Below are 23,581 nucleotides of genomic sequence, written 5' to 3'. Positions count from 1 at the left end.
CGCCCAATAGCATTGGGCGGGCTGGTATTTGAGCGCCCATATTGCTGTTATTGTGTTCACCGTCAATGCCGACATGCATCCCGAAAGGAACAAAGAGTTGCCTAGCTACGCGGCGATACCGCCGGAGGAGAACGCCCGCAGGTTTTTTGCCGGCCCGGGTCCTTACTCGGTGGGGCGTGCCGGGATGGCGTGGAGGCGCTTGGCGGACGACCTCTATACAGCAGCGTGCGACATCAACCGCGCGCTGACGACGCTGACGGGGGCGTGGCAGAGTAAGGCGGCGACAGAGATGACCCAGGCGGCTGCACCCTATCTGGCTTGGCTGAACGACACAGCAAAACGTGCCAGCTCGACCGCCGCACTGGCCAGCTGTACCGTGGATGCCTGGCAGTGGGCGGCTCGTTCGATGGTGCCCACGGAGACGGTCGCCGCCAACGTCGCCTGGAGAAAGCAGCTGTACCAGACCAATCACTTGGGGCAAAACTTTCACGAGATTGCGTGCTGTGAAGCCGAATACCAGAATTACTGGGATACGAATGCTAGGACGATGGAGTCGTATCGAGGTGTCGTGGAGTTTGACATGCGGTGGGTGCAGCCGTTTGTGGAGGCACCGAAGATCACGGTCGACGAGGTTTCTCGCCAATGGGCTCAGGGGTGATATAGCGGAACGGCCCAGGCGGTTAGTTGAGTATGCCGGTCGCGGCATGGGCCGTCGCCTGTAGGGGCTACACAATGGTTGTATGCCGCAGGGCAGCGGCGGCAGCTGGTTGCGGCGAATAGCTTCGGCCAACACGCCACGGCGCCCGTCGGCGCCGCCCTCTTTAGCTGGGTGGGATCCGATCGGTGTATTTCGGCGAGCATCACGCTCATCTTGCCGACGGGTGCGGCCGCGCATTAGGGCGATCAGGGCCAGGGCGCGTCGTCAGGCCTTTCGGTGGAACGGTAATTGGCAATTCTTGGTAATTGCTCGAGTCGATTGAGAAGAAGCGGAGTTGACATGTCTTTTGTGAGCGTTGTACCCGAGGCGTTGACCATAGCGGCGGATGAGTCATGGGGCATTGGTGCGCGCATCGTTGCCAGTGGTGTTTCGGCGGACGCGGTGACGACCACTGTGGTTGCCCCCGGTGCCGACGATGTGTCGGCGCGGGTGGCGGCGCGCCTGCGCGCGCAGGCGGTGAGCTATCGGGAGGTCAGTGGTCGGGGAGCGGTGATTTTTGACGACTTTCTGGCCTCGCTGTTGGACTCCGCGGCCGCGTACTTGACCACCGAGGCCGACAACGCCACACGCGCCGGCTGACCTGGTCTCGTCCGGCGATACCGACGTAGCAGTCGGTGTTTGAATTGTTTGTCGCTAGGGGTGCTTAGTGGTGAATTCTGGTGCAGCTGCCGGATTTTGGGTGATCACCCAGACCGGTTGCATTTTTGGCGAAGGCCGCGACTTGGTGGAGATCGGCGCACTACCTGCATTGGGGTCTCTTGCAGATGGGGGTGTGGAGGGCAATCGGCGCGTCGATGCCTGAGTAAGGGTCGAGGTCTTCCGATGATGGGAGTTCTCCCACTGCCCATCTAGAAGGACCTCGACGTGCACGACGCTACCCGCGGTGCGGGCTTCGCCTGCGCTGATGTGACCACTTTCTGCCGCCTCGACGAGCTTGGGTTGGAGGTGACCGGACAACGCCCGCAACCCGACCGGGCCGTGCTAGGCTGCCGGATCACCGACGAGGACCGATGGTGCCGCACGGTGAGCCGGGCAGCGTGCGTGACAGCGTCACCCGCCGACTTGCACACGAACCGTTCGGGGGGCCGCCCACGACCTTGCTGATCACCATCCGCCGCTACCCATGCGCCGGCTGTGGTCGTGTATCGCGCCAAGACACCAGCAAGGCGGTCGAACCGCGCCCAAGCTGTCGCGGTGCGGTCTGCCTTGGGCGCTGGAAGCCCTTGTATGCCAACACCTGAGCGTGGCCCGGGTCGCTGGAGCGTCGTGGAACTCCGCTAACAATGCGGTGCTGGCCGAAGGCACGCCGCTACTCATCGCCGCTCCGGACCGTTTCGACGATGTGGCGGTGATCGGAGTCGACGAACATGTCTGGCGTCACATCGGCCGCGGCGACAAGTACGTCACCGTCGTCGTCGACCTGACCCCAGTGCGCGACCAGACCGGCCCGGTCCGGCTGCTCGACATGATCGAAGGACGCTCCAAACATGCCCTCCAACAATGGCTGGCCGACAGGCCGACGCAGTGGCGTGATGGTGTGGCAATGGTTGCCATGGATGGATTTTCCGGGTTCAAGACCGCGGCCACCGAAGAACTACCCGACGCCGGTGGCGCCGCGTCCAACTGGCTACCTGCGGGCACCGCGGCCGCAAGACCATCCGCTCTACCGAGCAACGGCGCACCCTGCACACCGGCGCTGGCCTGCTCACCGACACGCAAAAGCCCGGCTGGCCACCCTATTCGCCGTCGATGCCCATGTCGAGGTCCAGGCCAACCTGGAGAGCCCGACCGCAAGAAAGGCCGCATCATGATGGCGGCGCTGATCACCACGCTCAGCACCGGCGTGCCCAAAGCCCCTGCAGGAACTGATCACCCTCGGACGCAGCTAAAGAAGCGGGGCGCCGACGTCTTGGCCTGCTTCGACCGCCCCGGCACGTCCAACGCGCCCACCGAAGCGATAAACCGCCGCCTCGAATACCTACGCGGATTCGCGTGGACTTTCGCAGCCTCACCAACTACATCGCCAGATCCCTGCTGGAACCGGCGGATTCAGATCTCAGCTACACCCTCGATCATGACGAGCCGGTTAAGGAGCGCGTGACTACCTTGCCGAGGGATATTCCCTATGGGAACGCATTGTGGTTGTGGTGGAACAAGATCGGCTGGTCGAAGAGCCCCGTTGGTGGTCCACTCGTTCTGCGGCCTGGGGTGGTGGGGTGGTGGTCCCGGTAGAGCGAACTTGGTTGGGATGAGTTCCTCGTGGAGCGATGCCGCGTCGAGTCAGCAGTCTCGAGGTGCCGGCACACCGCGTGGAGCTCCTGGCCGGACGCGAAGAGGCTGTTGCCCTTGACAAGCTTGCGGCTGACTTGTTCCAGATCATGCCGCCGGATTGTTCGATGAAATGTTGTTGCTGGTTCTTCCTGTCCGAACAACGATGGCCGACAACGGAACCCAATCAAACGTGGGGACCCCGCTCGGCGGCGAGGGCAGGTGGCCGATGTGATCCATCGCCGGGCTGCGGTACCGCGCCGCGCGGTTCGGCAGGCCTAACACTTTCGTTCATCCACACGCCTACGAACCACCGTCCCGACACGGCACCTGTGGGGTTAATCACTTGCCCCGCCCTAAGTTTGGAGATGTATTAGACAGACGTCTAATATTGGGTTCTCCGTGGTCAGGGTTCGGCGCGAGCTTCAGTGGAAGGGATTTTGTGCAAACTGTCAACGTCGACACGCGGTCGCCTACCTTACTTGGTAGTCGATTTCAGGCTCCCGGCACAAGGCGGTAGCACCCTAAAGTAACGAACCACCCAGTGGTGTACCGGTCAGTGGTGTACCGGTCCGCATTGGCTACGGGCTCTCTAGGTCCATAAATGCGGCGCTATCGGCGCTCGGCACGCCGACCTCTGCAATCGCTATTCGGTTTTCTGAAGGGTGCAAATATCCACTTTGGACCTGCAGTTTAGCAATGGTTTTCGGGACCAGATTGACCAGTCTGATCGCCGATTTTAGGGGCGAGTTGCCAGTTTGTGGCTCGCCGTTCGACAGAAAGGAATGTTGTGTTTCGCTCCAAAACTGCCCGGCCGAGCAATCTCACTCGGGCCTCCGTAGCCGGCGCGCTGATCGCACTGCCCCTCGTGGCATTTGCCCCAATCGCTGCCGCTGCCACCACGCCTGATCCAAACGAGGGCCCAGGAATTGTTATCGGGGTCGATCAGAACGGTTTGCCAATTGTGTTGGGAACGGATGAGTATTCTGACGATGAGTATTCTGACGATGAGTATTCTGACGATGAGTATTCTGATGATGGGTATTCTGACGATGAGTATTCTGATGATGGGTATTCTGACGATGAGGACGAGTATTTGCCGGTGCCCATCCAGGTGGATGCAGCGGAGCATTCTGACTCGGATAGCGACAACAGCGAGTACTCCGACTTGAACAGCATCTCCGGCCTGATCGTGGATCCAGTGCAGCCCGTGGATGTAGTGCCGGCGGCCGACGGTGACAACTATCAGGACTCGGATAGCGAAAGCCTAAGCGACAACTCCGACTTGAACAGCATCTCCGGCCTGATCGTGGATCCAGTGCAGCCCGTGGATGTAGTGCCGGCGGCCGACGGTGACAACTATCAGGACTCGGATAGCGAAAGCCTAAGCGGCTACTCGGACTTGAACAGCATAAGCGACCAGAACGAGGTCAACCTGAACGAGGACAGCGACTAGGGCTGGGGACCGTCGCAGTAAGGGTGAAATTGGACCTTTCCGGCCCCGGTGCGTCGGGGCCGGAAAGGTCGTCTACTCACGTCGTAGCGCGCCAGGCTAGCCGCACCCAGTCGGGGGTGAGTCGTGCGTGCGGTCGAAAGGTCTTGCGGGAAATCACGTTTAGCGAACACGGGTAGGCGGTGGTTGAGCGTCGGCTGCGACACCGCGGCCACCCCGGTTTGGGGGCTCATTTCGACAACCGCATGCGTAGGGCGTGGCTTGCGCACCGTCGCGGTTGGACAACAAGTACGCTCGAACTCGTGCGGCGACGAATCATGGGCATCGAAACCGAGTTCGGTGTCACCTGCACCTTCCACGGCAATCGTCGCCTGTCCCTGGACGAGGTGGGTAGCCATCGCGAGTACACCACCGTCGAATGCGACAGCCTGGTGCAGCTGGTCACCCCCGATCGGGCCAGTGAATGGGTGCTCGAAGACCTGCTCGTCGCGGCGGCCGTGGACCAGCCGCCGCAGACCACGCGCGCCAGCCTGTGTCGTGAGTTCATCAGCGCCGCGCAGGAAGCGGGGCGTGATTTCACCGTCGACTGGGTGCCTCTCAAACTCGAGGACCAGGTGCAGGGCACCGTGCTGTGCAAAGACCCGTTCCGGGCGGTCGACGAGCGGGTTAAACGACCGATCGTGAGCATGTAGAGCCCGACTAATGGCGACCTCGAAAGTCGAACGGCTGGTCAATCTCGTCATCGCCCTGCTGTCCACCCGTGGCTACATCACCGCAGAAAAGATCAGGTCCACCGTGGCGGGCTATTCGGACAGCCCGACCGCTGAAGCGTTCTCCCGGATGTTTGAGCGCGACAAGAATGAGTTGCGTGACCTCGGCGTTCCGCTAGAGGTTGGCAGGGTGTCGGCGCTGGACCCCACCGAGGGTTACCGCATCAACCGCGACGCCTACGCACTGCCTCCCGTTGAGCTGACTCCGGACGAGGCGGCCGCGGTGGCCGTCGCGACCCAGCTGTGGGAGTCGCCGGAGTTGATCACCGCGACGCAGGGCGCGTTGCTCAAGCTGCGGGCCGCCGGGGTGGACGTCGATCCCGACGCCCCGGTGGCCATCGCCTCCGCTGCCGCCGTCCCGGGTCTATGGGGGTCTGAGGACGTTCTCGGAATCCTGTTGTCGGCCATCGACTCCCGGCAGGCAGTGCAATTCCCGCATCGATCGTCGCGCGCCGAGCCGTTCACCATCCGGACCGTCGAACCGTGGGGCTTAGTCACCGAGAAGGGCCGCTGGTATCTCGTCGGCCACGACCGCGACCGCGGCGCAACCCGCGTGTTCCGGCTGTCACGGATTGGGGCGGCGGTGACGCCGATCGAGCCGGCCGGCGCGACCACCGTGCCCGATGGCGTGGACTTGCGAAGCATCGTCGCGCAGATGGTGACGGAGACACCGACCGGTGTGCAGGCCACGGTTTGGGTGGCCGACGGTCGGGCCACAGCGTTGCGACGCGCCGGACGGTCGGTGGGGCGGCGGCAACTTGCCGGCCGCGATGGCGAGGTGATCGAGCTCGACATCCGATCCAGCGACGGGCTGGCGCGTGAGATCAGCGGCTATGGGGCCGACGCGATCGTGCTGCAGCCGCCGTCGCTGCGCGACGATGTGCTGACCCGGTTGCGCGCCGCGGCCGGAGCACCAGAATGACACCGGTGTCCACCCGCCTGGCGCGGCTGCTCAATATGGTGCCCTACTTCCAGGCCAACCCGCGGATCACGCGCGCCGAGGCCGCCGCCGAACTCGGAGTGACCGCCAAGCAGCTGGAGGAGGACCTCAACCAGCTGTGGATGTGCGGTCTTCCTGGCTACTACCCGGGTGACCTCATCGATTTCGAGTTCTCGGGTGACACCATCGAGGTGACGTTCTCGGCGGGCATCGACCGGCCGCTGAAGCTCACGTCACCAGAGGCCACCGGATTGCTGGTGGCGCTGCGGGCGCTCGCCGACATTCCGGGTGTGGTCGATCCGCAAGCGGCGCGTAGCGCGATCGCCAAGATCGCGGCCGCGGCCGGCACCGTTGGGCATGACAGCACGGTGACGGCCGTCGACGAGCCCGCTCCCGTCGAGAGCCGGGCTGCGGCCACGGTGCGCGCGGCGGTGCGTGACAAGCGCGCGCTGACCATCGACTACTACTCCGCGTCGCACGACACGCTGACCACTCGGACCGTAGACCCCATCCGGGTGCTGTTGATCGGCGGCCACAGCTACCTGGAGGCCTGGTCACGCGAGGCCGAAGGGGTCCGGCTGTTCCGTTTTGACCGGATTGTCGACGCCACCGAGCTGGGCGAACCCGCGATGCCACCGAAACCGGCGGTGCAGGCGCCACCGGACACGTCGCTGTTCGACGGCGACCCATCGCTGCCGTCGGCGACGTTACGGGTGGCACCGTCGGCGTCGTGGATATTGGAGTACTACCCGATTCGGGAGGTGCGAGAGCTGCCGGACCGCTCCTGTGAGGTGACGATGACCTACGCCTCTGAGGACTGGATGACGCGCCTGTTGCTGGGCTTCGGGTCGGCGGTGCGGGTCCTGGCGCCGGAGTCGCTTGCCCAGCGAGTGCGGGTGGGCGCTGCGGCCGCCCTTCAGGCATACCAGGCCGCGGTCAAGGACTAGTGCCGCTGAGGGGCACCACACAGCGGCGCGGACGCACCGGCGCTGGGCGCTGCTGCGGTAACATCGGGTGGACGTCTGGAGGTAATCAAAGTGGGCAGTCTTAGTCCGTGGCATTGGGCGATCCTCGCTGTCGTGGTGGTCGTGTTGTTCGGTGCCAAGAAGCTCCCCGATGCGGCGCGCTCGCTGGGCAAGTCGCTGCGCATCTTTAAGTCCGAGGTCCGTGAACTGCAGAACGAGAACAAGGCCGAAACATCCATCGAGACACCCACACCGGTGCAATCACAGCGTGTCGACCCCTCAGCAGCTTCTGGTCAAGACAGCACCGAGGCGCGGCCGGCGTAGCCCGGGCGTCGCTGACCGAGTGTCGTGAACGGTTCCCGGGCTTCAGCGCGCGCCATCGGTCTTCTCAAGCGGCTCAACCCGCGCAACAGGCGCAGCCGCGTCAATCCCGACGCCACGATGTCGCTGGTCGACCACCTGACTGAGCTGCGCACCCGGTTGCTGATTTCCCTGGCCGCGATCTTGGTCACCACAATTTTTGGGTTCATCTGGTATTCGCATTCAATCTTCGGGTTGCAGAGTCTCGGCGAGTGGCTGCGGCATCCCTACTGTGCCCTGCCGCAGTCGGCCCGGGCCGATATCAGCGCCGACGGAGAGTGCCGGTTGTTGGCCACCGCGCCGTTCGACCAGTTCATGCTGCGGCTCAAGGTCGGGATGGCCGCCGGGATCGTGCTGGCTTGTCCGGTGTGGTTCTACCAGCTCTGGGCGTTCATCACGCCTGGTCTCTACAAGAAGGAACGCCGCTTCGCGGTGGCGTTCGTGATCCCGGCGGCGGTGCTGTTCGTCGGTGGTGCGGTACTGGCCTACCTGGTGCTATCCAAGGCGCTGGGCTTCTTGTTGACCGTCGGCAGCGACGTGCAGGTGACCGCGCTGTCCGGCGACCGGTACTTCGGCTTTCTGCTGAATCTGCTGGTGGTGTTCGGGGTGAGCTTCGAATTCCCCCTGCTAATCGTGATGCTCAACATGGCCGGCATGCTGACCTACCAACGGCTCAAGTCCTGGCGGCGTGGTTTGATCTTTGCGATGTTCGTGTTCGCGGCGATCTTCACGCCCGGATCCGACCCGTTCTCGATGACCGCGCTCGGGGCGGCGCTGACCGTGCTCCTCGAATTCGCCATTCAGGTCGCTCGCGTGCACGACAAGCGAAAAGCCAAGCGTGAAGCCGCGATTCCCGATGACGAAGCTTCAGTCATCGATCCGCCCTCGCCGGTGCCGGCGCCGTCGGTCAGCGGTGGACCTCATGACGACGTCACCTAAGGGTCCACATAGCCCCCGTCGCGAGCGCGCGTGTCTGCACGCCGACACGCCGATTTTGACGTACAACTGCGCGCCTTCGCCCAACGGGGCGATGTCGTGAGCGACCTCGCCGAGCTGGGCCGGTTCAGCGCGGAACTGCCGTTCTCGCTCGACGACTTCCAGCAGCGGGCGTGTGGCGCGCTGGAACGCGGTCACGGTGTGCTGGTCTGCGCGCCGACCGGCGCCGGCAAGACAGTGGTCGGCGAGTTCGCGGTGCACCTGGCGCTGGCGGCCGGCGGCAAGTGCTTCTACACCACGCCGCTCAAAGCCCTGAGCAACCAAAAACACACCGACCTCGTGGCACGTTACGGACGCGACCGGATCGGGCTGTTGACCGGCGACCTGTCGGTCAACGGCGATGCGCCCGTGGTGGTAATGACCACCGAGGTCCTGCGCAATATGCTCTACGCGGATTCCCCTGCGCTACAAGGCCTTTCGCATGTAGTGATGGACGAGGTGCACTTCCTCGCCGACCGGATGCGGGGCCCGGTGTGGGAGGAAGTCATCCTGCATCTGCCTGATGACGTGCGGGTGGTCAGCCTGTCGGCGACGGTGAGCAACGCCGAAGAGTTCGGCGGCTGGATCCAGACCGTGCGGGGCGACACCACGGTGGTGGTCGACGAGCACCGCCCGGTGCCGCTGTGGCAGCACGTTTTGGTGGGCAAGCGCATGTTCGACCTGTTCGACTACCGGACCGAGGCCGGTGGGCCCCCGTCCAACACGAGCAAGGCGCAGGTCAATCCCGAGTTGCTGCGCCACATCGCCCATCGCCGCGAGGCGGACCGGATGTCGGACTGGCGTGCGCCCCGGCGGCAGGCCGGACGAGGAGGTCCCGGTCGGTCGGGCCGACCGCGCTTCTACCGCCCGCCCGCTCGGCCGGAGGTGATTGCCGCGCTGGACTCCGCCGGGTTGTTGCCGGCGATCACGTTTGTGTTCTCCCGGGCCGGTTGTGACGCGGCGGTCACCCAGTGCCTGCGGTCGCCGCTGCGGCTGACCAGCGAGGAGGAGCGTGCACAGATCGCGGAGGTGATCGAGCATCGCTGTGGTGACCTGGCCGACTCCGACCTGGCGGTACTCGGCTACTACGACTGGCGGGAGGGGCTGCTGCGAGGTCTGGCCGCCCACCACGCCGGGATGTTGCCGGCATTCCGGCACACCGTCGAGGAGCTGTTCACCGCTGGTCTGGTCAAGGCGGTATTCGCTACCGAGACCTTGGCGCTCGGCATCAACATGCCGGCCCGCACCGTGGTGCTGGAGCGGCTGGTGAAGTTCAACGGCGAGCAGCACGTGCCGCTCACGCCGGGGGAGTACACACAGCTGACCGGACGGGCCGGGCGGCGCGGCATCGACATCGAGGGTCACGCGGTGGTGATCTGGCACCCAGAAGTCGAACCGTCCGAGGTGGCCGGCCTGGCCTCTACCCGCACTTTTCCCCTGCGCAGCTCATTTGCCCCGTCGTACAACATGACCATCAACCTGGTGCACCGGATGGGTCCGGAACAGGCGCACCGGCTGCTCGAGCAGTCGTTCGCCCAATATCAGGCCGACCGATCCGTCGTCGGACTGGTTCGCGGAATTGAGCGGGGCGACGGGATGCTCGGCGAAATCGCTGCCGAACTGGGAGGACCGGATGCGCCGATCCTCGAATACGCCCGGCTGCGCGCACAGGTGTCCGACCTGGAGCGTGCGCAGGCCCGCGCGTCCCGGTTGCAGCGACGCCAGGCGGCCACCGATGCACTGGCCGCGCTGCGCCGGGGCGACATCATCACCATCACCCACGGCCGTCGCGGCGGCCTTGCCGTGGTCCTGGAATCGGCCCGCGATAGCTCGGACCCGCGGCCGCTGGTGCTGACCGAACATCGATGGGCGGGCCGGATCTCGTCAGCCGACTACTCTGGGGCGACGCCGCCGGTGGGGTCGATGACGCTGCCCAAGCGGGTCGAGCACCGCCAACCGCGGGTCCGGCGCGATCTGGCCTCGGCGTTGCGGTCGGCCGCCGCGGGATTGGTCGTTCCGACACGACGTGGCGACGGCGGTAAGGAGGGCGCGTTTCACGATCCGGAGCTGGAGTCGTTGCGTGCACAACTGCGCCGTCATCCAGCGCACAATGCGCCCGGGCTCGAAGCCCAGATCCGTCAAGCCGAGCGCTATTTGCGCATCGAACGCGACAACGCGCAATTGGAGAGAAAGGTCGCCGCGGCCACGAACTCGTTGGCCCGGACCTTCGACCGGATCGTGGCGCTGCTCACCGAGCGGGAGTTCATCCGAGGCCCGGCCGCCGATCCCGAGGTCACCGACCACGGTCGGCTACTGGCGCGGATCTACAGCGAAAGCGACCTGTTGGTGGCCGAGTGCCTGCGCACGGGTGCATGGGAGGGGTTGAAACCGGCCGAGCTGGCGGCTGTGGTGTCGGCGGTGGTCTACGAGACGCGCGGCGGTGACGGCCCCGGTGCCCCATTCGGTGCGGACGTGCCCACACCGGGACTGCGCCAAGCGCTGACCCAGACGTCGAGGCTGTCCGCGACGTTGCGCGCCGACGAGCAGACACACCGGATCAACCCGAGTCGCGAACCTGACGACGGCTTCGTCAGGGTCATCTACCGCTGGGCACGAACCGGTGATCTGGCGGCGGCATTGGCCGCCGCCGACGCGACGGGCTCTTCCCAATCAACACTGCTGGCAGGGGATTTCGTGCGCTGGTGCCGCCAGGTGCTCGACCTGCTGGACCAAGTTCGCAACGCTGCGCCCGACCCCGAACTGCGGGCCACCGCCAAGCGCGCTATCAATGACATTCGGCGCGGCGTCGTCGCGGTTGACGCCGGGTAGGCTGGGCCGCAGCTACGGTTACATCCGGGGGCCAGTTCAGGGCCAGGAAAAGAATCGGACTGAGGAGAAACGATGAGCGGACCGCAGGGATCAGACCCGAGGCAGCCGTGGCCACCGCCCGGCCAGGGCGATCAATCCTCGGACCCAACCGTGGCGGCGGGATCTCCCTGGCAGCAGCAACCGACCCAGGATGCGACGTGGCACGCCCCGGCGTATACACCGCAGTACCAACAGCCGGCTGACCCGGCGTACCCCCAGCAATACCCGCAACCCACGCCCGGCTATGGGCAGTCCGACTTCGGCTCACAAGCCACCCAGTTCGGTGCGCCCGGTCAGTACGGCCAATACCAGCAGCCGGGCCAGTACGGCCAGCCGGGCCAATACGGCCAGCCCGCTCAATACGGTCAGCCCGGCCAGTACCCCGGGCAATACGGTCCGTATGACCAGCCGAGTCAGAGTTCGAAGCGTTCGCTGGCGGTGATCGGCGGCGTGGTCGGGGTGATCGCCGTGCTATTCATCGGCATCGTCTTGGTGCTCGGTTTCTGGGCACCCGGATTTTTCGTCACCACCAAACTGGACGTCGCCAAGGCTCAGGTCGGTGTGCAGCAGGTTCTCACCGACGAGACCACCGGCTACGGCGCCAAGAACGTCAAAGACGTCAAGTGCAACAACGGCTCAGACCCCACCGTCAAAAAGGGCGCCACCTTCGAATGCACGGTGAGCATCGACGGCGCCTCCAAGCGGGTGACGGTGACCTTCCAGGACAACAAGGGCACCTACGAGGTCGGCCGACCGCAATAGCTGTTCACCCGGGCAGGCTGTCGAGCGTTTTCTGTAGCCGCGCGATCGACGAGCCGACCCCGAATCGGGTCGCAAGTTCGGCGGTGCGCTTCGGATCGGCTGCCGCCAGTGGCAGCGCATCGGTGGGCGTCGACAGCGTGACCGGTGCGTCGGTGGCTACCCGCACCACAGGGCCTGCCGCCTGGATATAGTCCGCCGCGGCAAGCAGTTTCGTCCGCAGCCCCTTGGCCATCGTGGACTTGGGGTCATGGGCGGCAGCCACGATCTGATCCAGCGAGCCGTGCTGGGCCAGCAAACTGGCCGCCGTCTTCTCGCCGACGCCGGGCACACCCGGCAGGCCGTCGGAAGGATCGCCGCGCAGCAGCGCGAGTTCGGCATAGGCGGCTCCGGCCCGAGCCACCGGAACCCCATAGCGTTCGGCCACCTCGGCGGGTCCGAATAGGGTGGCCTTCGCCAACCCGCGGCCGAGATAGAGCACGCGAACGGCGACGGGATCGTCGGTGACCACTTGCAGCAGGTCACGGTCGCCGCTGACCACGACCACCGGGTCGCTGCGTTCGCTCGCTGCCAGCGTGCCCAGCACGTCGTCGGCCTCGAAACCCGGGGCGCCTGCGGTCGGGATCCCGAAGGCGTCCAGCAGTTCCATGATCATGTCGACCTGCGGGGTCAGCTCGTCGGGCACCACTTCGAGGTCGGGCTGACCCGCTGGCTCCGGTTCGGCCACCCGGTGCGTTTTGTACGACGGGATGAGGTCCACCCGGAACTGGGGCCGCCAATCCAGATCGAGGCACACCACCAGCCGGTTGGGCCGCTGCTGGGCGACCACCACCGCCACCGAGTCGATGAATCCGCGAACCGCGTTGACCGGCTGGCCGTTGGGAGCGGTGATCGACGACGGCACGCCGAAGAAGGAGCGGAACCACATGCTGGCGCCGTCGAGCAGCAACAGGGGTGCGGACATGCGGGCCATCCTGCCAGCGCTTGCCCGCACGCGGTTAACCTGGCTGCCATGGATTCCCGCCGATTCGACGCCGGGGTGTACGCCCGCCGGCTGGCCGCAGCGGCGGCCGCGACCGCCGACGCTGGCCTAGCCGGTCTCGTGATTACCCCCGGCTATGACCTGCGTTACCTCATCGGCTCGCGCGCGGACACGTTCGAGCGACTCAGCGCGCTGGTGTTGCCGGCCGCCGGTGATCCGACGGTCGTACTGCCGCGGCTTGAACTCGCCACGCTCAAGGAATCCGCCGCGGTGGAATTGGGCCTGCGCGTGTGCGATTGGGTCGACGGCGACGACCCGTACGGGTTGGTGAGCGCCGCGTTGGGAGGGGCGCCGGCGGCTATCGCCGTCACCGATTCCATGCCGGCGCTGCACCTGCTGCCGTTGGCCGATGCGTTGGGCGGGGTGCCTACATTGGCCACCGATGTGCTGCGCGGGCTGCGGATGATCAAGGAGGAAGCCGAGATCGACGCGCTGCGCAGGGCCGGTGCGGCGATCGACCGGGTGCATGCCCGGGTGCCGGAGTTTCTGGTGCCGGGCCGAACCGAGGCCGATGTGGCCGCTGATATCGCTGAAGCGATTGTCGCCGAAGGGCATTCGGAGGTGGCGTTCATTATTGTGGGCTCCGGCCCGCACGGCGCCGACCCGCATCACGGATATTCGGATCGTGAGCTGCGAGTGGGGGACATCATCGTCGTCGATATTGGCGGTACCTATGAGCCCGGATACCACTCCGACTCAACCCGCACATATAGCCTCGGCGAACCCGATTCTGATGTAGCGCAACAATATTCGGTTTTGATGCGCGCTCAGCGTGCGGCCTTTGAGACAGTCCGTCCGGGGGTGACCGCCGCGCGGGTGGACGCCGCCGCCCGCGCGGTGCTGGCCGAAGCTGGACTCGCGGAGTACTTCGTGCACCGCACCGGGCACGGGATCGGGCTGTGCGTGCATGAGGAGCCCTACATCGTCGCTGGCAATGATCTGCCATTGGCGGCGGGCATGGCGTTTTCTATCGAGCCCGGCATCTATCTGCCGGGCCGGTGGGGTGCCCGCATCGAGGACATCGTCGTCGTGACCGAGGACGGCTGCGTGTCGGTCAACAATCAGCCGCGCAAGCTGATCGTGGTGCCCGTTTCCTGAGATGAGCGCCGCCTCATCGCGCAACTAGTTGGTTGGTGACATCAATCATTTTGCCGTCATTGTGGTGGTCGGTCGTATCGCGGCATTCGCCATACAGGATGAGCAGTCCGTAATGGTGGTCGGACGGTACGTAGCTCATATTCGCGGTCACGCCGTCTTTGTGCAGCGCTGTGCCGTGGTAGTGCTGTCCTGGTGGTGCGCCGTCGTTCCAGCCATGACCGATCATCGCCGCCGTGACGTGCTCAAAGTACGCGTCCGGCTCGCCGCGCAACAAGAAGCCGATGGTGAGCCTGCCTTGATTTGGCGGATCGCCTTGGTCGTTGCACGAGGCGAACGAGAATCCGCCGCTGACGCCCTGAAGGTCGGCGCCGGCGACGATCTGTTTGCCGGGCTCGACGACCTGGGCCATGGTTTGCTCGTCGGTGAGCGGATGAGCGGAATCGTCCCATGGATTGGACGAACCCGCGGAATGTGGTTTGCGCATCACCAGCGCGCATCCTCCTAACAACATGACGGCGATGACGATCACGGCAAGCAGTGCTTGCCGTGACCCTAGGTGCCGTGGCTCAGTGGTGGTGTTGGTCATTGAAGACATGATCGTTGGTGATGGATCCCGGGGGGCGGCTCCACTCCGGATCGAGGGTGGCCGGCGTGCCCGGTATATCGCCGCCCACCGAACCCAGGCCTGGAACGTTGATCTCGATGCGCGGCTGATATCGAGATTGAGCCAGCATGCCGTCGGATGCCAGCGCGTCATCATGTCCAGAGGTGATGTCGGCCATGCTGTGCAACGCCTCGCTTCCAGGATGGTAGTAATACGAATGGTCGTGGGGGTTAATGCCATCCGAGTCGGGGACCTCGGCGCGGAACCGCACCGATCCAAATCCGTCGCCAGCCGGGTCGACACCGAGGCCAGCGGTTAAACCGAGCATCTGACCGCCGATATTGTTGCTGTTCACATATTTGCTGAGGCTATCCAGCTGCCCGAGCATGCTGACCGGATCCGTGGATGCCGCACCCACATACACCCGTCCGCCGTCAAGATGAAAGCTCGCGGTGCTGCGGGCCAAGTCGGTTCCCGGGCAGCCCAACAGCACAGCATCGTTGGCGTGCATGCCGCCCATGGCGAAAGCGTCGGCCACAGTCGTCGAGCCATAGGAGTGGCCCAGCACGGTGACATGCTGGCCGTCACCGAGGTGCGTTACCCACAAACCATTGACGTCCAGCGCCAGCGCCGCACCGCCGGTTCGGGCCAGCATCGGTGTGGCGATCCGCGGGTCGGTGAAATCGTTCGGGGCGTCATATCCCATCCAAGCGATCGCCGCGGTGGGGTTTCTCGGGTCGGCGGCATTGGCCTGGCTGTACAGGTTGAGCGCGTCGTTGTGGATGTCGTGCAGCCACCCACCTTTCACGCTGCTGCTGGTACCGGGCACAATCACGGCGGTGTGTTTGGCGGTGTCCGGGTTGCCGATGGCGATCGCAGCGCGCCCCTTACCGCCGAACGCCAGCGGATCATAAGCGAACAGGTACACCGCGTTGCGGCCGCTATCGGCGTCGTGGTCGAAGCCCTGCTTCGTCTGATCGGCGTTGTGGTAGCGGGTGATATCGCTCGCCGACAGACCGAATTTCGCCGGATCACCCACCACCTCGACCGCCGACACGTTGTAGCGGCTGGCGATGTCACGCACCCGGCTGAGGTCTCGTGCCATCACCGCGATATTGGCATCACTGCGCGCGCTCACCGGAACGCCGTTGAGGTTGCCGATCCGATCCGGGTGCTCAGCGAGCACACGTTGCCGGTCCGCTGGCGTCAGCGATGTCCACCACCTGTGCACGTCTTCTGCGTTGGTGCTTGGTGGCGGAATCTGGATCGGTTCTTCGGATTTCACCGGCGATTGAAATGCGTCTATCCCTTGGATAACTACCGGGTCGTAGCCGTCGGCGCGGAGCGTGGCCAGCGACTTCTCCAAGCGAGCCGAGTAGCCGTTTCGTAGTGACTCGAGTTGGCCCAGTGTTGAGGTGGTGTCGTCGATGGCGTCGTGTTCAAGACTCGTGATCAGCGCATCAAGCGCCGATCTGTCGGCGCTGAGGTGGATGTCGTTGTCCAGTTCGAGCGCTTGGCTGAGTTGATTGTCGATCTGCTGCAACTGACCCTCGAGAGTCGCGATCTGCCCGGCTGCGGCTCGTTGCACCTCGGCCAGGGTGGCCGCGATGTTCTCCAGGTCGACCCCGATCTTGGGCAACTGCAAGGACTGTGCGCCCAGCGACTTGGTCACGCTCTGCACTTCGGCGGCGTCGTTGATCGGATGATCGCCGTTTTCGCGGTTCCATGCCGCCTCGAAGCGGCGACGGGCTTCCTCGAAGGCTGCGCTGGACTCGGCGGTGCATCGGCCCGCAGCATGAAACGCCTCCGCCAGATCCGAAATCTGCGCCGGGCGACCAGATTGCAGACTTTGGTTGATTATCCAGGGATCGCCGCCGGCTTCGGCGATCAGCGCTGGGATGCTTATGTGGCGGAGCTGCATCGCACCGCGCCCAGGTTTGCCGCATTGTGGTTGTCCATGTCGGTGAACCCCGTCGCAGCGTAGTGTGCCTTGCCGCCGAGCGCGGTCAGTGCCTCCTGGTGAGCCTGCAAGCTTCTAACGTGCTGTGTGTGGGTCGAACCGACCGCGTCGTGAAACGTCTCGGCCGCTGCGAAGTCACCGAACATCCCCGACAGCAGCGGTCCCCGTGACAGCTGATCGGCGCCATCCTGGGCATGCCCGCCCGCGCGGTGTGACTCGCTGGCCCCCGCGCGTAGCAATCCGGTACTGACAAACACCCGCGCCCCCCTTCGGAATTGGCTGTAAGACTACTACCGCGGACTCGCCGGTCAATTCACCTTGTATCGGTCAGCGACCACGGTCACGGCTCAACCATGTTCGGCGCGCCCGCGATACGGGGCCGGTGGTCGGCCTAGCCGGGCGTGGGTCGGCAGGCCTGGAACCAGGCGAGGTGGTAGTTGGCGACGGTCTTGTCGCCAACTACCAGGGCGTCGATTGCGGCCAGCAGCTGCCAGTTGCCGACGTCATGGGGATCTACGTTGTCGGGATAGCTGTCAAGGACTTTGGCACCGATCGTTGCCAAATGCTCACGTAGCAGGTCGACTTCGGAGTCCAGCACGCCGGTCCCGGTAGAAGCCGCTTTGGCCAACGTGTGGGCCAACCGCGGCAGCCCGTCGCGCCACTGGGTGGCTTCGCTTAGTTCCCAGCCGAGTTCATCGATATCGGGTGCGCGTCGGGGCCGGGGTGAGGTGGGGATCGGCTCGTCTTCATCGGGCACGTGATGGATCGGGGTGTAGCCGGCGGCGACACTGACTTCGCCGAGCAGGGCTTCCAGGTTGCCGCGGCGACGGGCCGGGGACAGCAGGGTGACAGCGGCCGGGAGGTCGACGCCCGGTGGGATCCAGCCGCTCGCCAGATCGGTTGCCAGCACGGTGGTTTGGTCGGTGCGCTCCCCGGCCGCCCAGGCCAAGCGGGATTCTTGACGAGCGACGGCATCCACTAGCTGCTGCAGGCGTGCCCTCGCGGTGGCGTCGGCTGATGCGGCGCCTGTGGCCGCCCCCGTAGCGGTGGCGGTAGCGGCTTGGGTCCCCAGAGCCGACGGTGGTGGCGGTTTGGATGGCGGCGTGTGACGGACCACAGCAGGCTGGCCCGTGCCGGCTTGCCCGGCCGACGGGTGCACCGGCGCCGAGCCGGGTGTCGCCGACACCGGTGCAGGGCTCGGCGGCGCGGCCGGTGTGGCGGCCGCCGAGACCGCGGGTCGCAGGTCGGCGCCGTACGAAGGCAGTGGACCGGCCGGTGAGGGCGCGGCGGGAGCGGCTGGGGCGGGTGCCGCCACGAATGATTGGGGCGGCGTCTCGGGGGCGGGTGCGTGCTGGGCCGGCGGCGAATCAAACACCGGTGTGTGGGCTGCGGCGCCTGGTACCGCGGACGGTGTCGTTGGTGCGGCGTGTGAGACTTGCGGCTCGGTAGGCGACATCGGCGCCGGCGGTATTGCATTGGCTGCTGCCGAGAACGGCTCGCCAGCCTGCATCCCCTTGTCGAAGCTGTGCATTAACTCGGACGGAGTTATGGATGGGGTTGCACTTGCGGGCGCCGGCGGTGAGCCAGGAATCGGCGACACATTTGCCGAAGGTGGCGCGCCCACGTTGACTGGCGACAGTCCGGTAGCTGGCACCGGAGCGCCATGGACACCGACTCCCGGTAGGGGAGACGATGTTGGTGCAGGGGGAGGCAGAGAGGCTTGCCCTTGGGGGATGCCCGCAACTTGGGTGAAGTTCATTGGTGAGCCGCGAAGAGGGGTGGGTTGTGCTGACGGAGATTGCTCTGCGGGGACGACGGCACTGTCGGTGAAGGCTAGGGAGCCGTGGGGAGGTATTTGCGGAGCGGGGGCTTGTTGTACGGGGGCTCGTCCTGCAGGAGATTGACGCGGTGGGAGGGTGGTGAGTCCTGGTTGTGCGTCGGGCGACGGTGCTGATTGTGCGCCGGTGCCCGGGACACCCGCCGTTGATCCAGACGTGGCTGCCGGGGTGCCGGCGTTAGCAGTGATGCCTGCCGTGGGGCTGCGCGAAGCTGGTGGGGAAGTATTGCCAGGTATTCCTGCGATGGGGCCGTGAGTCGCCGGCGGTGTTTCCGCGTTATCGGAGCTGCTTGCCGTCGGGCTGGGATCGTCGAGCACACTACGTACGTGATCGGTCAGGCTACTTTGGTCGTTGGGCTGTCGGAACATTTGCCCGACTTCGAGGCCGTGATCCTGTGCGTACTGCCGGGCTGACTGCCCGGCTCCCTCGGCATCGAGAATGCGCTGCATCGCATCGAGCACGTTGCCGCCATACTTCGCGGCGGAGAGATTGGCCAGCGCTCGATACTCGTGTACTGCGGCGACAATCTGTGCCACCTTGGTTTCCGCGGGCGCTTTCGAGTCCTGGATCTCTTTGATCCGTCTATTGCCCTCCTCGGCCAGACTTGTGAGATCGTTCCGAAGGCTTAGCATGCTGTCGTAGGCGGTGCCATATGCACTTTCCTTGACACCGTTCTTTTCGGCTACTTCCCGGGCATGGTCCTCGCCTTCGCGGAAGGTGCTGCGGAGATCATCGGCAGTGTGACCGCGCTGTTCGACAAGCGCACCCGTTTGGGCGCCGCGCAGCATGTCCGCGAAATGAGTGAAGCCAGTCTTGATACTCCCGCGATTGAGTTTGCCATACCCAAGCGCCATCATGTCCAGGTCGTCGGGCCATTGATCACCTACAAGAAGTAGGGACCATTCTCCGGAGGGGAAGTCAGTCACTTGCAAAGCGTTTCGATTGTTGAGTGAGCCTCGTCCCCAGCTCGGAGCAACGGGTCTAGTTCCTGGTCGGAATTAGAAAGGCCGTCCAGATAATTAATCGTTAGCTCCTGATAAACATTGGCTAGCTTGTGAACCGCCGCTGCGAGATCGGGCGGAGTCGCTGGCTCTGTGCCCAGTTTCGTCATGAGGTACCTGCTGCCTACTTCCAGTACTTGCCGGGTGCTTGTCGCCACGGCGAGGATCGCGGTCGGGTCGCTACCGCCATTTCGAGATCCGGCCAGATCCCCGGCTTTGCGCACTTGTTCGTACGCAGCGCATACCTTTGCTTTGGCATCGGCGACCTGTTGGTTGGTGTACGTGGGCGCGGGCGGGTGTTTTTCTGGGACAGGTCGAAACCAGCCAACGATCCCGACGCCGAGCGTCACCAAGAGCGCGACCACCTGCAATGCCAACATCGGCCACCGCGTCCTTGGCGCAGATGGCGCTACTAGCGGCCAGGGGTGCGATGCAGATTGCGGAGGGGGCAGATTTGACACGGGCCGATCGTATCGCTCACTCGATATGGCGGTAGTCACCCTTTGCCAGCCCTGACCTTTGCCGACAGCCCAAGTTGCGGTTACCGCATCTGGAATTGGCAATCCGACTGCGCGCTCAGCAACGGGTGCGGATAGCGGGACCACGCGTTAGGGGGTTTGGGCGTAAGTGGATTCACGCCGGACTCCGCGGTGGAAGCCGTCAGCGCCCCGAGTCCGTCCCCTCGTCGTCGCGCTTCTCGTCGGGCAGGAGGATGCGCCGAGTCACGACAGGCTTGCCGTCAACGTGTTTGACCACCGCTGGTGCGGGTGGCGGCGTGGTGATCCGACCCTGAACCGGCGCACCGTTCTTGACCGACGGCGCGACGATGCGCTTGGTGTCGGGTTTGGCGTCGCTGCCCGTCCCGGCCGCGCCGTGCATGGCGCCCGGCGGCACCATCGGCATCGCGCCCATCCCACCCCTAGGCGCTGCCGCCGGTTCAGATGCGTTCGGCGGTCCTGATGACACGGCCTGCGACGCCGCCGGAACAGTACCGGCCGACGGAGTCGGCGGCGGGCCGAGCAACGCGGTCGGCGTGGTGAGGCCGAGACCACCACCGGTACCGCCGCCACCGGATCCGGCGAGCTCACCGACCCCGAGGTCACCCTCCTCGCCGAGCAGCTCATCGGGCAGCGCCTCGCTAGCCCCTGTGCCTTGTTGCAGCAGACCCATACCCACTTGCATAGCCTGTTGGCCCGCTTGGGCGACCTGCTGGGGGATCTGGCTCAGTGGTTGCAGCGCGCCACCAAGAGCTCCCGCGATTCCCCCTGCGACGCCGGACGCCATCTGCGGCATCTGCTGGAGCATCTGCGTCATCTGGCCGGAATCGCCGACAGCAGCCAGCTGCGCCGCGGACTGCGCTTCGTTGGCCGGAAACTTCGTCAGCGCGTCGGCGGTCTTGGCTTCACGTTCGTCATGCCCGGTCTGGGCCGTGAGGTTGTCGCCGGGATCACCGCTGTTGGCGGCACCGCCCAGGGCCCTGAGCAATTGGCTGATGTTCGAGCGTCCGGTCGCAAGCTCATCGGGCGTGATCAGCGGTGGCGGCGGTATCCCGAGCAGCTGCGAAAGCTGGTCGAGGATGATCTTCAGCTGCTGGTCTTGGTCCCCACTCATTACGTTCTCTCGCGCATTTGGCCTGGCTTTAGCGCATGGCGAACGCGACAACGTGCCCCCGCATGAGCCGTTCGTGACGCTAGCCGCGCCTTGGTTGCCGGTCAATTCAGTGCCGCACTTTGACGGCGGCGATACGCCACCATGCATGGTGCCGCGACGCGGGGCGGGTGAATAGCGGCGGTGTTGGGTGTGGGTGAGGGTGCTGCGCGTGGCTGCCAACATCACCTCCCAATCGGGATGCAACACGCGCCAGCATTGAGGATTGCCCGGTGGGTCTGGAGATCGATTCCCCCTGACAACGCCCCCGGGCTCAACCGCGGGTCAAGGGATCACAACACTTCGACAACATCCCTGGTCGGGTGGGTGTCGACGTGGCACTGTAACGCATGCCCAGCACCCGATGGCCGAAGTTCGCGGCGGCCATCATGAGCGCCTGCGCGGTGGTGCTGACAACGCCAGCACCGGTGGGCGCCGATGCCGACGAGGTGCCCGCCCCGCCCTCGCCCACGGCACCATGTGACGCCATCAGTCCCATTGCGATCCCCTGCGTTGCGATCGGCAAGTTCGCCGACGCGGTCGCCGCGGAGTGTCGCCGCGTCGGCGTGCCCGATGCGCGGTGCGTCCTTCCGCTGGCCCACCGGGTGACCCAAGCGGCGCGTGACGCCTACCTGCAGTCATGGGTGCACCGCACGGCGGCTTTCCAATACGCGCTGCAAGATCCGTTGCCCCTACTGGACGCCCAGTGGCTCGGTACGCACAACTCGTTCAACAGCCTCAGCGACTCGTTCACCGTCTCGCACGCCGATTCAAACCAGCAGTTGTCATTGACCCAACAGCTGGACATCGACGTCCGCAGCCTCGAGCTGGACCTGCACTACATTCCCCGGCTCGAGCTACACGGGGCCCGCGGCGTCACCGTGTGTCACGGGCTCGGACCGAAGCAAAAGAACCTGGGCTGCACCGTCGAACCGCTCCTCGCCAAGGTGCTGCCGCAGATCGCGACCTGGCTGAACGCACCCGGGCACACCGACGAGGTCATCCTGCTCTACCTGGACGACGCGCTGCAGAACCCGCGAGCGTACGCGTCGGCGCTCGCCACGCTGGAGAGCTCGTTGCGGCGTCCGGATGGATCAAGCCTCATATTTCACCCCGACCCGAGTCAGCGCGCGGCAACCGGCTGCGCGCCGCTGCCGCTCGGCGCCTCGCGGGACGACGTCCGCGCATCCGGCGCGCGGGTCATACTCGTCAGCTCCTGCGTGCCGGCCTGGTCGGCCCATGTCTTCGACTGGGACGACGTGGCGGTGCACAGTGGGTCGACCTCCGGCTACCGGCCGTACCCGACGTGCGATGTCACGTATGGCGGCGCCGTCTACGCCTCCCGGCTGGTCCGCTACTTCGAGGACTCGACTTTGGTCTCGGCGCTGGTCAACCCGACCCGGCCGCCGGCCAATCCGGAGGCGCTGGCACCGTCGAAGGTGCGGGCGATGACCGACTGCGGCGTCAATCTGTTCGGCCTCGATCAGCTGCTTCCCGAGGACGGGCGCATCCAGGCGTCGCTGTGGAGCTGGGCGCCGGACGAACCGCGTGCGGGTGCCGGAACGTGCGCCCTGCAGCGAGCCGATGGTCGCTGGGTCGCTGCTTCGTGCGGGGACGCGCACCCCGCAGCATGCCAAGACGCCGCGGGAACCTGGACCGTGACGTCGAGTCCGGTGACGTTCGCCGGGGCTTCGCTAGCCTGCGCGGCCCTCGGCTCGCAGTTCGCCGTGCCTCGAACTGGGCACCAGAACGCCCGTCTGCACGCTGCGGCCGGGTACGTCGGTGGCGCATGGATGCGATACACCGTGCCCCTGGCCTGGCGGTGAGAAGATCCTGGTGCCTGGGCAGCATCGCGATCAGGGCAGCACCCGTTGGGTCGCGCTACCCGCGACTGCGGTCGAGCAGATCCGAGGACCCCAGCACCCGCTCAACCTGGACCTCGATGACCACCCGGCGCGGGTTGGGGCGCGGGGTGCGGTAGCGCTGGGCGTAGCGCAACTCGGCGTCGCGCACGGCGTCGATGTCGCTGTTCACCACCGCCCGGCCCTCCAGCGACAGCCACCGGGCGCCGTCGACCTGGCTGAGCACCGCGAGACCGCCGCGATCGGCATTGACGGCCTTTTGTGATCCGCCGGTGGTGATCACTCGAGCGACGTGGGTCTTGGGATCGAAGGTGAAACCCACCGCCACCACGTGCGGCGAATTGTCGGCCCGCAGCGTGGTCAGCATGGCCAGATGGCGTTCGGAGAGAAACGCCAGCGCGTCGTCGCTGAGCCGGGTAGTGGTATTCGCCATCGCCACTCACGCTAGCGCAG

20 protein-coding genes and 2 pseudogenes are annotated in these 23,581 nt (G+C 65.4%); 14 read left to right on the top strand and 8 right to left on the bottom strand.

Annotation, left to right across the window (positions count from 1 at the left end):
- Positions 1-28 precede the first annotated feature (28 nt).
- The 11 genes and pseudogenes from AADZ55_RS13320 (at position 29) to AADZ55_RS13270 (ending at position 12,079) form a co-directional block, all read left to right on the top strand.
- Positions 29-658: a PPE family protein gene (locus AADZ55_RS13320; RefSeq protein WP_133056441.1), complete on the top strand. Its 630-nt coding sequence runs from the start codon at positions 29-31 to the stop codon at positions 656-658.
- 339 nt (positions 659-997) lie between these two features.
- Positions 998-1,297 carry a PE family protein gene (locus tag AADZ55_RS13315; protein ID WP_085326377.1) on the top strand — a complete coding sequence of 100 codons (300 nt, stop codon included), beginning with the start codon at positions 998-1,000 and terminating at the stop codon, positions 1,295-1,297.
- A 285-nt stretch (positions 1,298-1,582) separates the two neighbouring features.
- Positions 1,583-2,796 (top strand): annotated as a pseudogene (locus AADZ55_RS13310) (ISL3 family transposase).
- A 980-nt stretch (positions 2,797-3,776) separates the two neighbouring features.
- Entirely contained in the window at positions 3,777-4,442 is a 666-nt protein-coding gene (locus tag AADZ55_RS13305; RefSeq protein ID WP_341286197.1) for a hypothetical protein, read from the top strand.
- 482 nt (positions 4,443-4,924) lie between these two features.
- Positions 4,925-5,131: pseudogene (locus AADZ55_RS13300) on the top strand (Pup--protein ligase); the annotation flags it as partial.
- 10 nt (positions 5,132-5,141) lie between these two features.
- The gene (locus AADZ55_RS13295) at positions 5,142-6,131 is read left to right on the top strand and encodes a helix-turn-helix transcriptional regulator (RefSeq protein ID WP_085326381.1); all 990 of its coding nucleotides are present in this window, start codon (positions 5,142-5,144) and stop codon (positions 6,129-6,131) included.
- Positions 6,128-7,096, top strand: a complete 969-nt coding sequence (locus AADZ55_RS13290; RefSeq protein ID WP_085326383.1) for a helix-turn-helix transcriptional regulator — start codon at positions 6,128-6,130, stop codon at positions 7,094-7,096. The genes AADZ55_RS13295 and AADZ55_RS13290 overlap by 4 nt, the downstream gene beginning before the upstream one ends.
- Positions 7,097-7,186: 90 nt before the next feature.
- Positions 7,187-7,438, top strand: a complete 252-nt coding sequence (tatA, locus tag AADZ55_RS13285; RefSeq protein WP_085326385.1) for a Sec-independent protein translocase subunit TatA — start codon at positions 7,187-7,189, stop codon at positions 7,436-7,438.
- 117 nt (positions 7,439-7,555) lie between these two features.
- Positions 7,556-8,413, top strand: a complete 858-nt coding sequence (gene tatC / locus AADZ55_RS13280; RefSeq protein WP_242670202.1) for a twin-arginine translocase subunit TatC — start codon at positions 7,556-7,558, stop codon at positions 8,411-8,413.
- A gap of 96 nt (positions 8,414-8,509) precedes the next feature.
- Positions 8,510-11,278: a DEAD/DEAH box helicase gene (locus AADZ55_RS13275; protein WP_085326431.1), complete on the top strand. Its 2,769-nt coding sequence runs from the start codon at positions 8,510-8,512 to the stop codon at positions 11,276-11,278.
- A 72-nt stretch (positions 11,279-11,350) separates the two neighbouring features.
- Positions 11,351-12,079, top strand: a complete 729-nt coding sequence (locus tag AADZ55_RS13270; RefSeq protein WP_085326389.1) for a DUF4333 domain-containing protein — start codon at positions 11,351-11,353, stop codon at positions 12,077-12,079.
- A 4-nt stretch (positions 12,080-12,083) separates the two neighbouring features.
- Here the strand turns inward: AADZ55_RS13270 and AADZ55_RS13265 are convergent, their stop codons facing one another.
- A complete protein-coding gene (locus tag AADZ55_RS13265; protein WP_085326432.1) occupies positions 12,084-13,040 on the bottom strand; it encodes a 5'-3' exonuclease in 957 nt (318 codons plus the stop codon).
- 48 nt (positions 13,041-13,088) lie between these two features.
- On the opposite strand from AADZ55_RS13265, the gene AADZ55_RS13260 reads away from it, so the two are divergent.
- Positions 13,089-14,216, top strand: a complete 1,128-nt coding sequence (locus AADZ55_RS13260; RefSeq protein ID WP_085326391.1) for a M24 family metallopeptidase — start codon at positions 13,089-13,091, stop codon at positions 14,214-14,216.
- A 13-nt stretch (positions 14,217-14,229) separates the two neighbouring features.
- Here the strand turns inward: AADZ55_RS13260 and AADZ55_RS13255 are convergent, their stop codons facing one another.
- The 4 genes from AADZ55_RS13255 to AADZ55_RS13240 all read right to left on the bottom strand — a co-directional run bounded on the left by AADZ55_RS13255 (position 14,230) and on the right by AADZ55_RS13240 (position 18,311).
- The gene (locus tag AADZ55_RS13255; protein WP_085326393.1) at positions 14,230-14,802 is read right to left on the bottom strand and encodes a hypothetical protein; all 573 of its coding nucleotides are present in this window, start codon (positions 14,800-14,802) and stop codon (positions 14,230-14,232) included.
- Positions 14,783-16,741, bottom strand: coding sequence for an alpha/beta hydrolase (locus AADZ55_RS13250; RefSeq protein ID WP_085326395.1), 1,959 nt, complete (start codon positions 16,739-16,741; stop codon positions 14,783-14,785). Before AADZ55_RS13250 ends, AADZ55_RS13255 begins: the two co-directional genes overlap by 20 nt.
- Positions 16,723-17,037 (bottom strand): DUF2563 family protein, encoded by a 315-nt coding sequence (locus AADZ55_RS13245; protein WP_085326397.1) that lies wholly within the window; start codon positions 17,035-17,037, stop codon positions 16,723-16,725. Before AADZ55_RS13245 ends, AADZ55_RS13250 begins: the two co-directional genes overlap by 19 nt.
- A gap of 134 nt (positions 17,038-17,171) precedes the next feature.
- Positions 17,172-18,311 (bottom strand): DUF5631 domain-containing protein, encoded by a 1,140-nt coding sequence (locus AADZ55_RS13240; protein ID WP_133056442.1) that lies wholly within the window; start codon positions 18,309-18,311, stop codon positions 17,172-17,174.
- Between the two features lie 1,002 nt (positions 18,312-19,313).
- Between AADZ55_RS13240 and AADZ55_RS13235 the strand changes: the two genes are divergently transcribed.
- The gene (locus AADZ55_RS13235; RefSeq protein ID WP_085326401.1) at positions 19,314-19,514 is read left to right on the top strand and encodes a hypothetical protein; all 201 of its coding nucleotides are present in this window, start codon (positions 19,314-19,316) and stop codon (positions 19,512-19,514) included.
- 26 nt (positions 19,515-19,540) lie between these two features.
- Here AADZ55_RS13235 and AADZ55_RS13230 read toward each other — a convergent pair whose 3' ends face one another.
- The gene (locus AADZ55_RS13230; RefSeq protein WP_085326403.1) at positions 19,541-19,999 is read right to left on the bottom strand and encodes a hypothetical protein; all 459 of its coding nucleotides are present in this window, start codon (positions 19,997-19,999) and stop codon (positions 19,541-19,543) included.
- Positions 20,000-20,279: 280 nt separating this feature from the next.
- Positions 20,280-21,230, bottom strand: coding sequence for a hypothetical protein (locus AADZ55_RS13225; protein WP_242670201.1), 951 nt, complete (start codon positions 21,228-21,230; stop codon positions 20,280-20,282).
- Between the two features lie 386 nt (positions 21,231-21,616).
- On the opposite strand from AADZ55_RS13225, the gene AADZ55_RS13220 reads away from it, so the two are divergent.
- Positions 21,617-23,092: a hypothetical protein gene (locus tag AADZ55_RS13220; protein ID WP_085326405.1), complete on the top strand. Its 1,476-nt coding sequence runs from the start codon at positions 21,617-21,619 to the stop codon at positions 23,090-23,092.
- A gap of 55 nt (positions 23,093-23,147) precedes the next feature.
- On the opposite strand, the gene AADZ55_RS13215 is transcribed toward AADZ55_RS13220, so the two are convergent.
- Positions 23,148-23,567 (bottom strand): F420-dependent biliverdin reductase, encoded by a 420-nt coding sequence (locus AADZ55_RS13215; RefSeq protein WP_119185035.1) that lies wholly within the window; start codon positions 23,565-23,567, stop codon positions 23,148-23,150.
- Positions 23,568-23,581 lie beyond the last annotated feature (14 nt).

It is taken from the genome of Mycobacterium decipiens, assembly GCF_963853665.1.
In the GTDB taxonomy this organism is placed as follows: Bacteria; Actinomycetota; Actinomycetes; order Mycobacteriales; family Mycobacteriaceae; genus Mycobacterium; species Mycobacterium decipiens.
Note: the sequence above shows the minus strand (reverse complement) of the source record. Positions and strands in the feature narration are given on the sequence as shown.

Bases quoted from the DNA above. Each gene is read 5' to 3' on its own strand.
- AADZ55_RS13295 (WP_085326381.1), top strand. From the start codon at position 5,142: ATGGCGACCTCGAAAGTCGAACGGCTGGTCAATCTCGTCATCGCCCTG.
- tatC (WP_242670202.1), top strand. From the start codon at position 7,556: ATGTCGCTGGTCGACCACCTGACTGAGCTGCGCACCCGGTTGCTGATT.
- AADZ55_RS13290 (WP_085326383.1), top strand. From the start codon at position 6,128: ATGACACCGGTGTCCACCCGCCTGGCGCGGCTGCTCAATATGGTGCCC.
- AADZ55_RS13220 (WP_085326405.1), top strand. From the start codon at position 21,617: ATGCCCAGCACCCGATGGCCGAAGTTCGCGGCGGCCATCATGAGCGCC.
- AADZ55_RS13225 (WP_242670201.1), bottom strand. From the start codon at position 21,230: ATGAGTGGGGACCAAGACCAGCAGCTGAAGATCATCCTCGACCAGCTT.
- AADZ55_RS13240 (WP_133056442.1), bottom strand. From the start codon at position 18,311: ATGCACAGCTTCGACAAGGGGATGCAGGCTGGCGAGCCGTTCTCGGCA.
- AADZ55_RS13250 (WP_085326395.1), bottom strand. From the start codon at position 16,741: ATGCAGCTCCGCCACATAAGCATCCCAGCGCTGATCGCCGAAGCCGGC.
- AADZ55_RS13315 (WP_085326377.1), top strand. From the start codon at position 998: ATGTCTTTTGTGAGCGTTGTACCCGAGGCGTTGACCATAGCGGCGGAT.
- AADZ55_RS13255 (WP_085326393.1), bottom strand. From the start codon at position 14,802: ATGACCAACACCACCACTGAGCCACGGCACCTAGGGTCACGGCAAGCA.
- AADZ55_RS13265 (WP_085326432.1), bottom strand. From the start codon at position 13,040: ATGTCCGCACCCCTGTTGCTGCTCGACGGCGCCAGCATGTGGTTCCGC.
- AADZ55_RS13230 (WP_085326403.1), bottom strand. From the start codon at position 19,999: ATGTTGGCATTGCAGGTGGTCGCGCTCTTGGTGACGCTCGGCGTCGGG.
- AADZ55_RS13270 (WP_085326389.1), top strand. From the start codon at position 11,351: ATGAGCGGACCGCAGGGATCAGACCCGAGGCAGCCGTGGCCACCGCCC.
- AADZ55_RS13235 (WP_085326401.1), top strand. From the start codon at position 19,314: ATGGTCCTCGCCTTCGCGGAAGGTGCTGCGGAGATCATCGGCAGTGTG.
- AADZ55_RS13260 (WP_085326391.1), top strand. From the start codon at position 13,089: ATGGATTCCCGCCGATTCGACGCCGGGGTGTACGCCCGCCGGCTGGCC.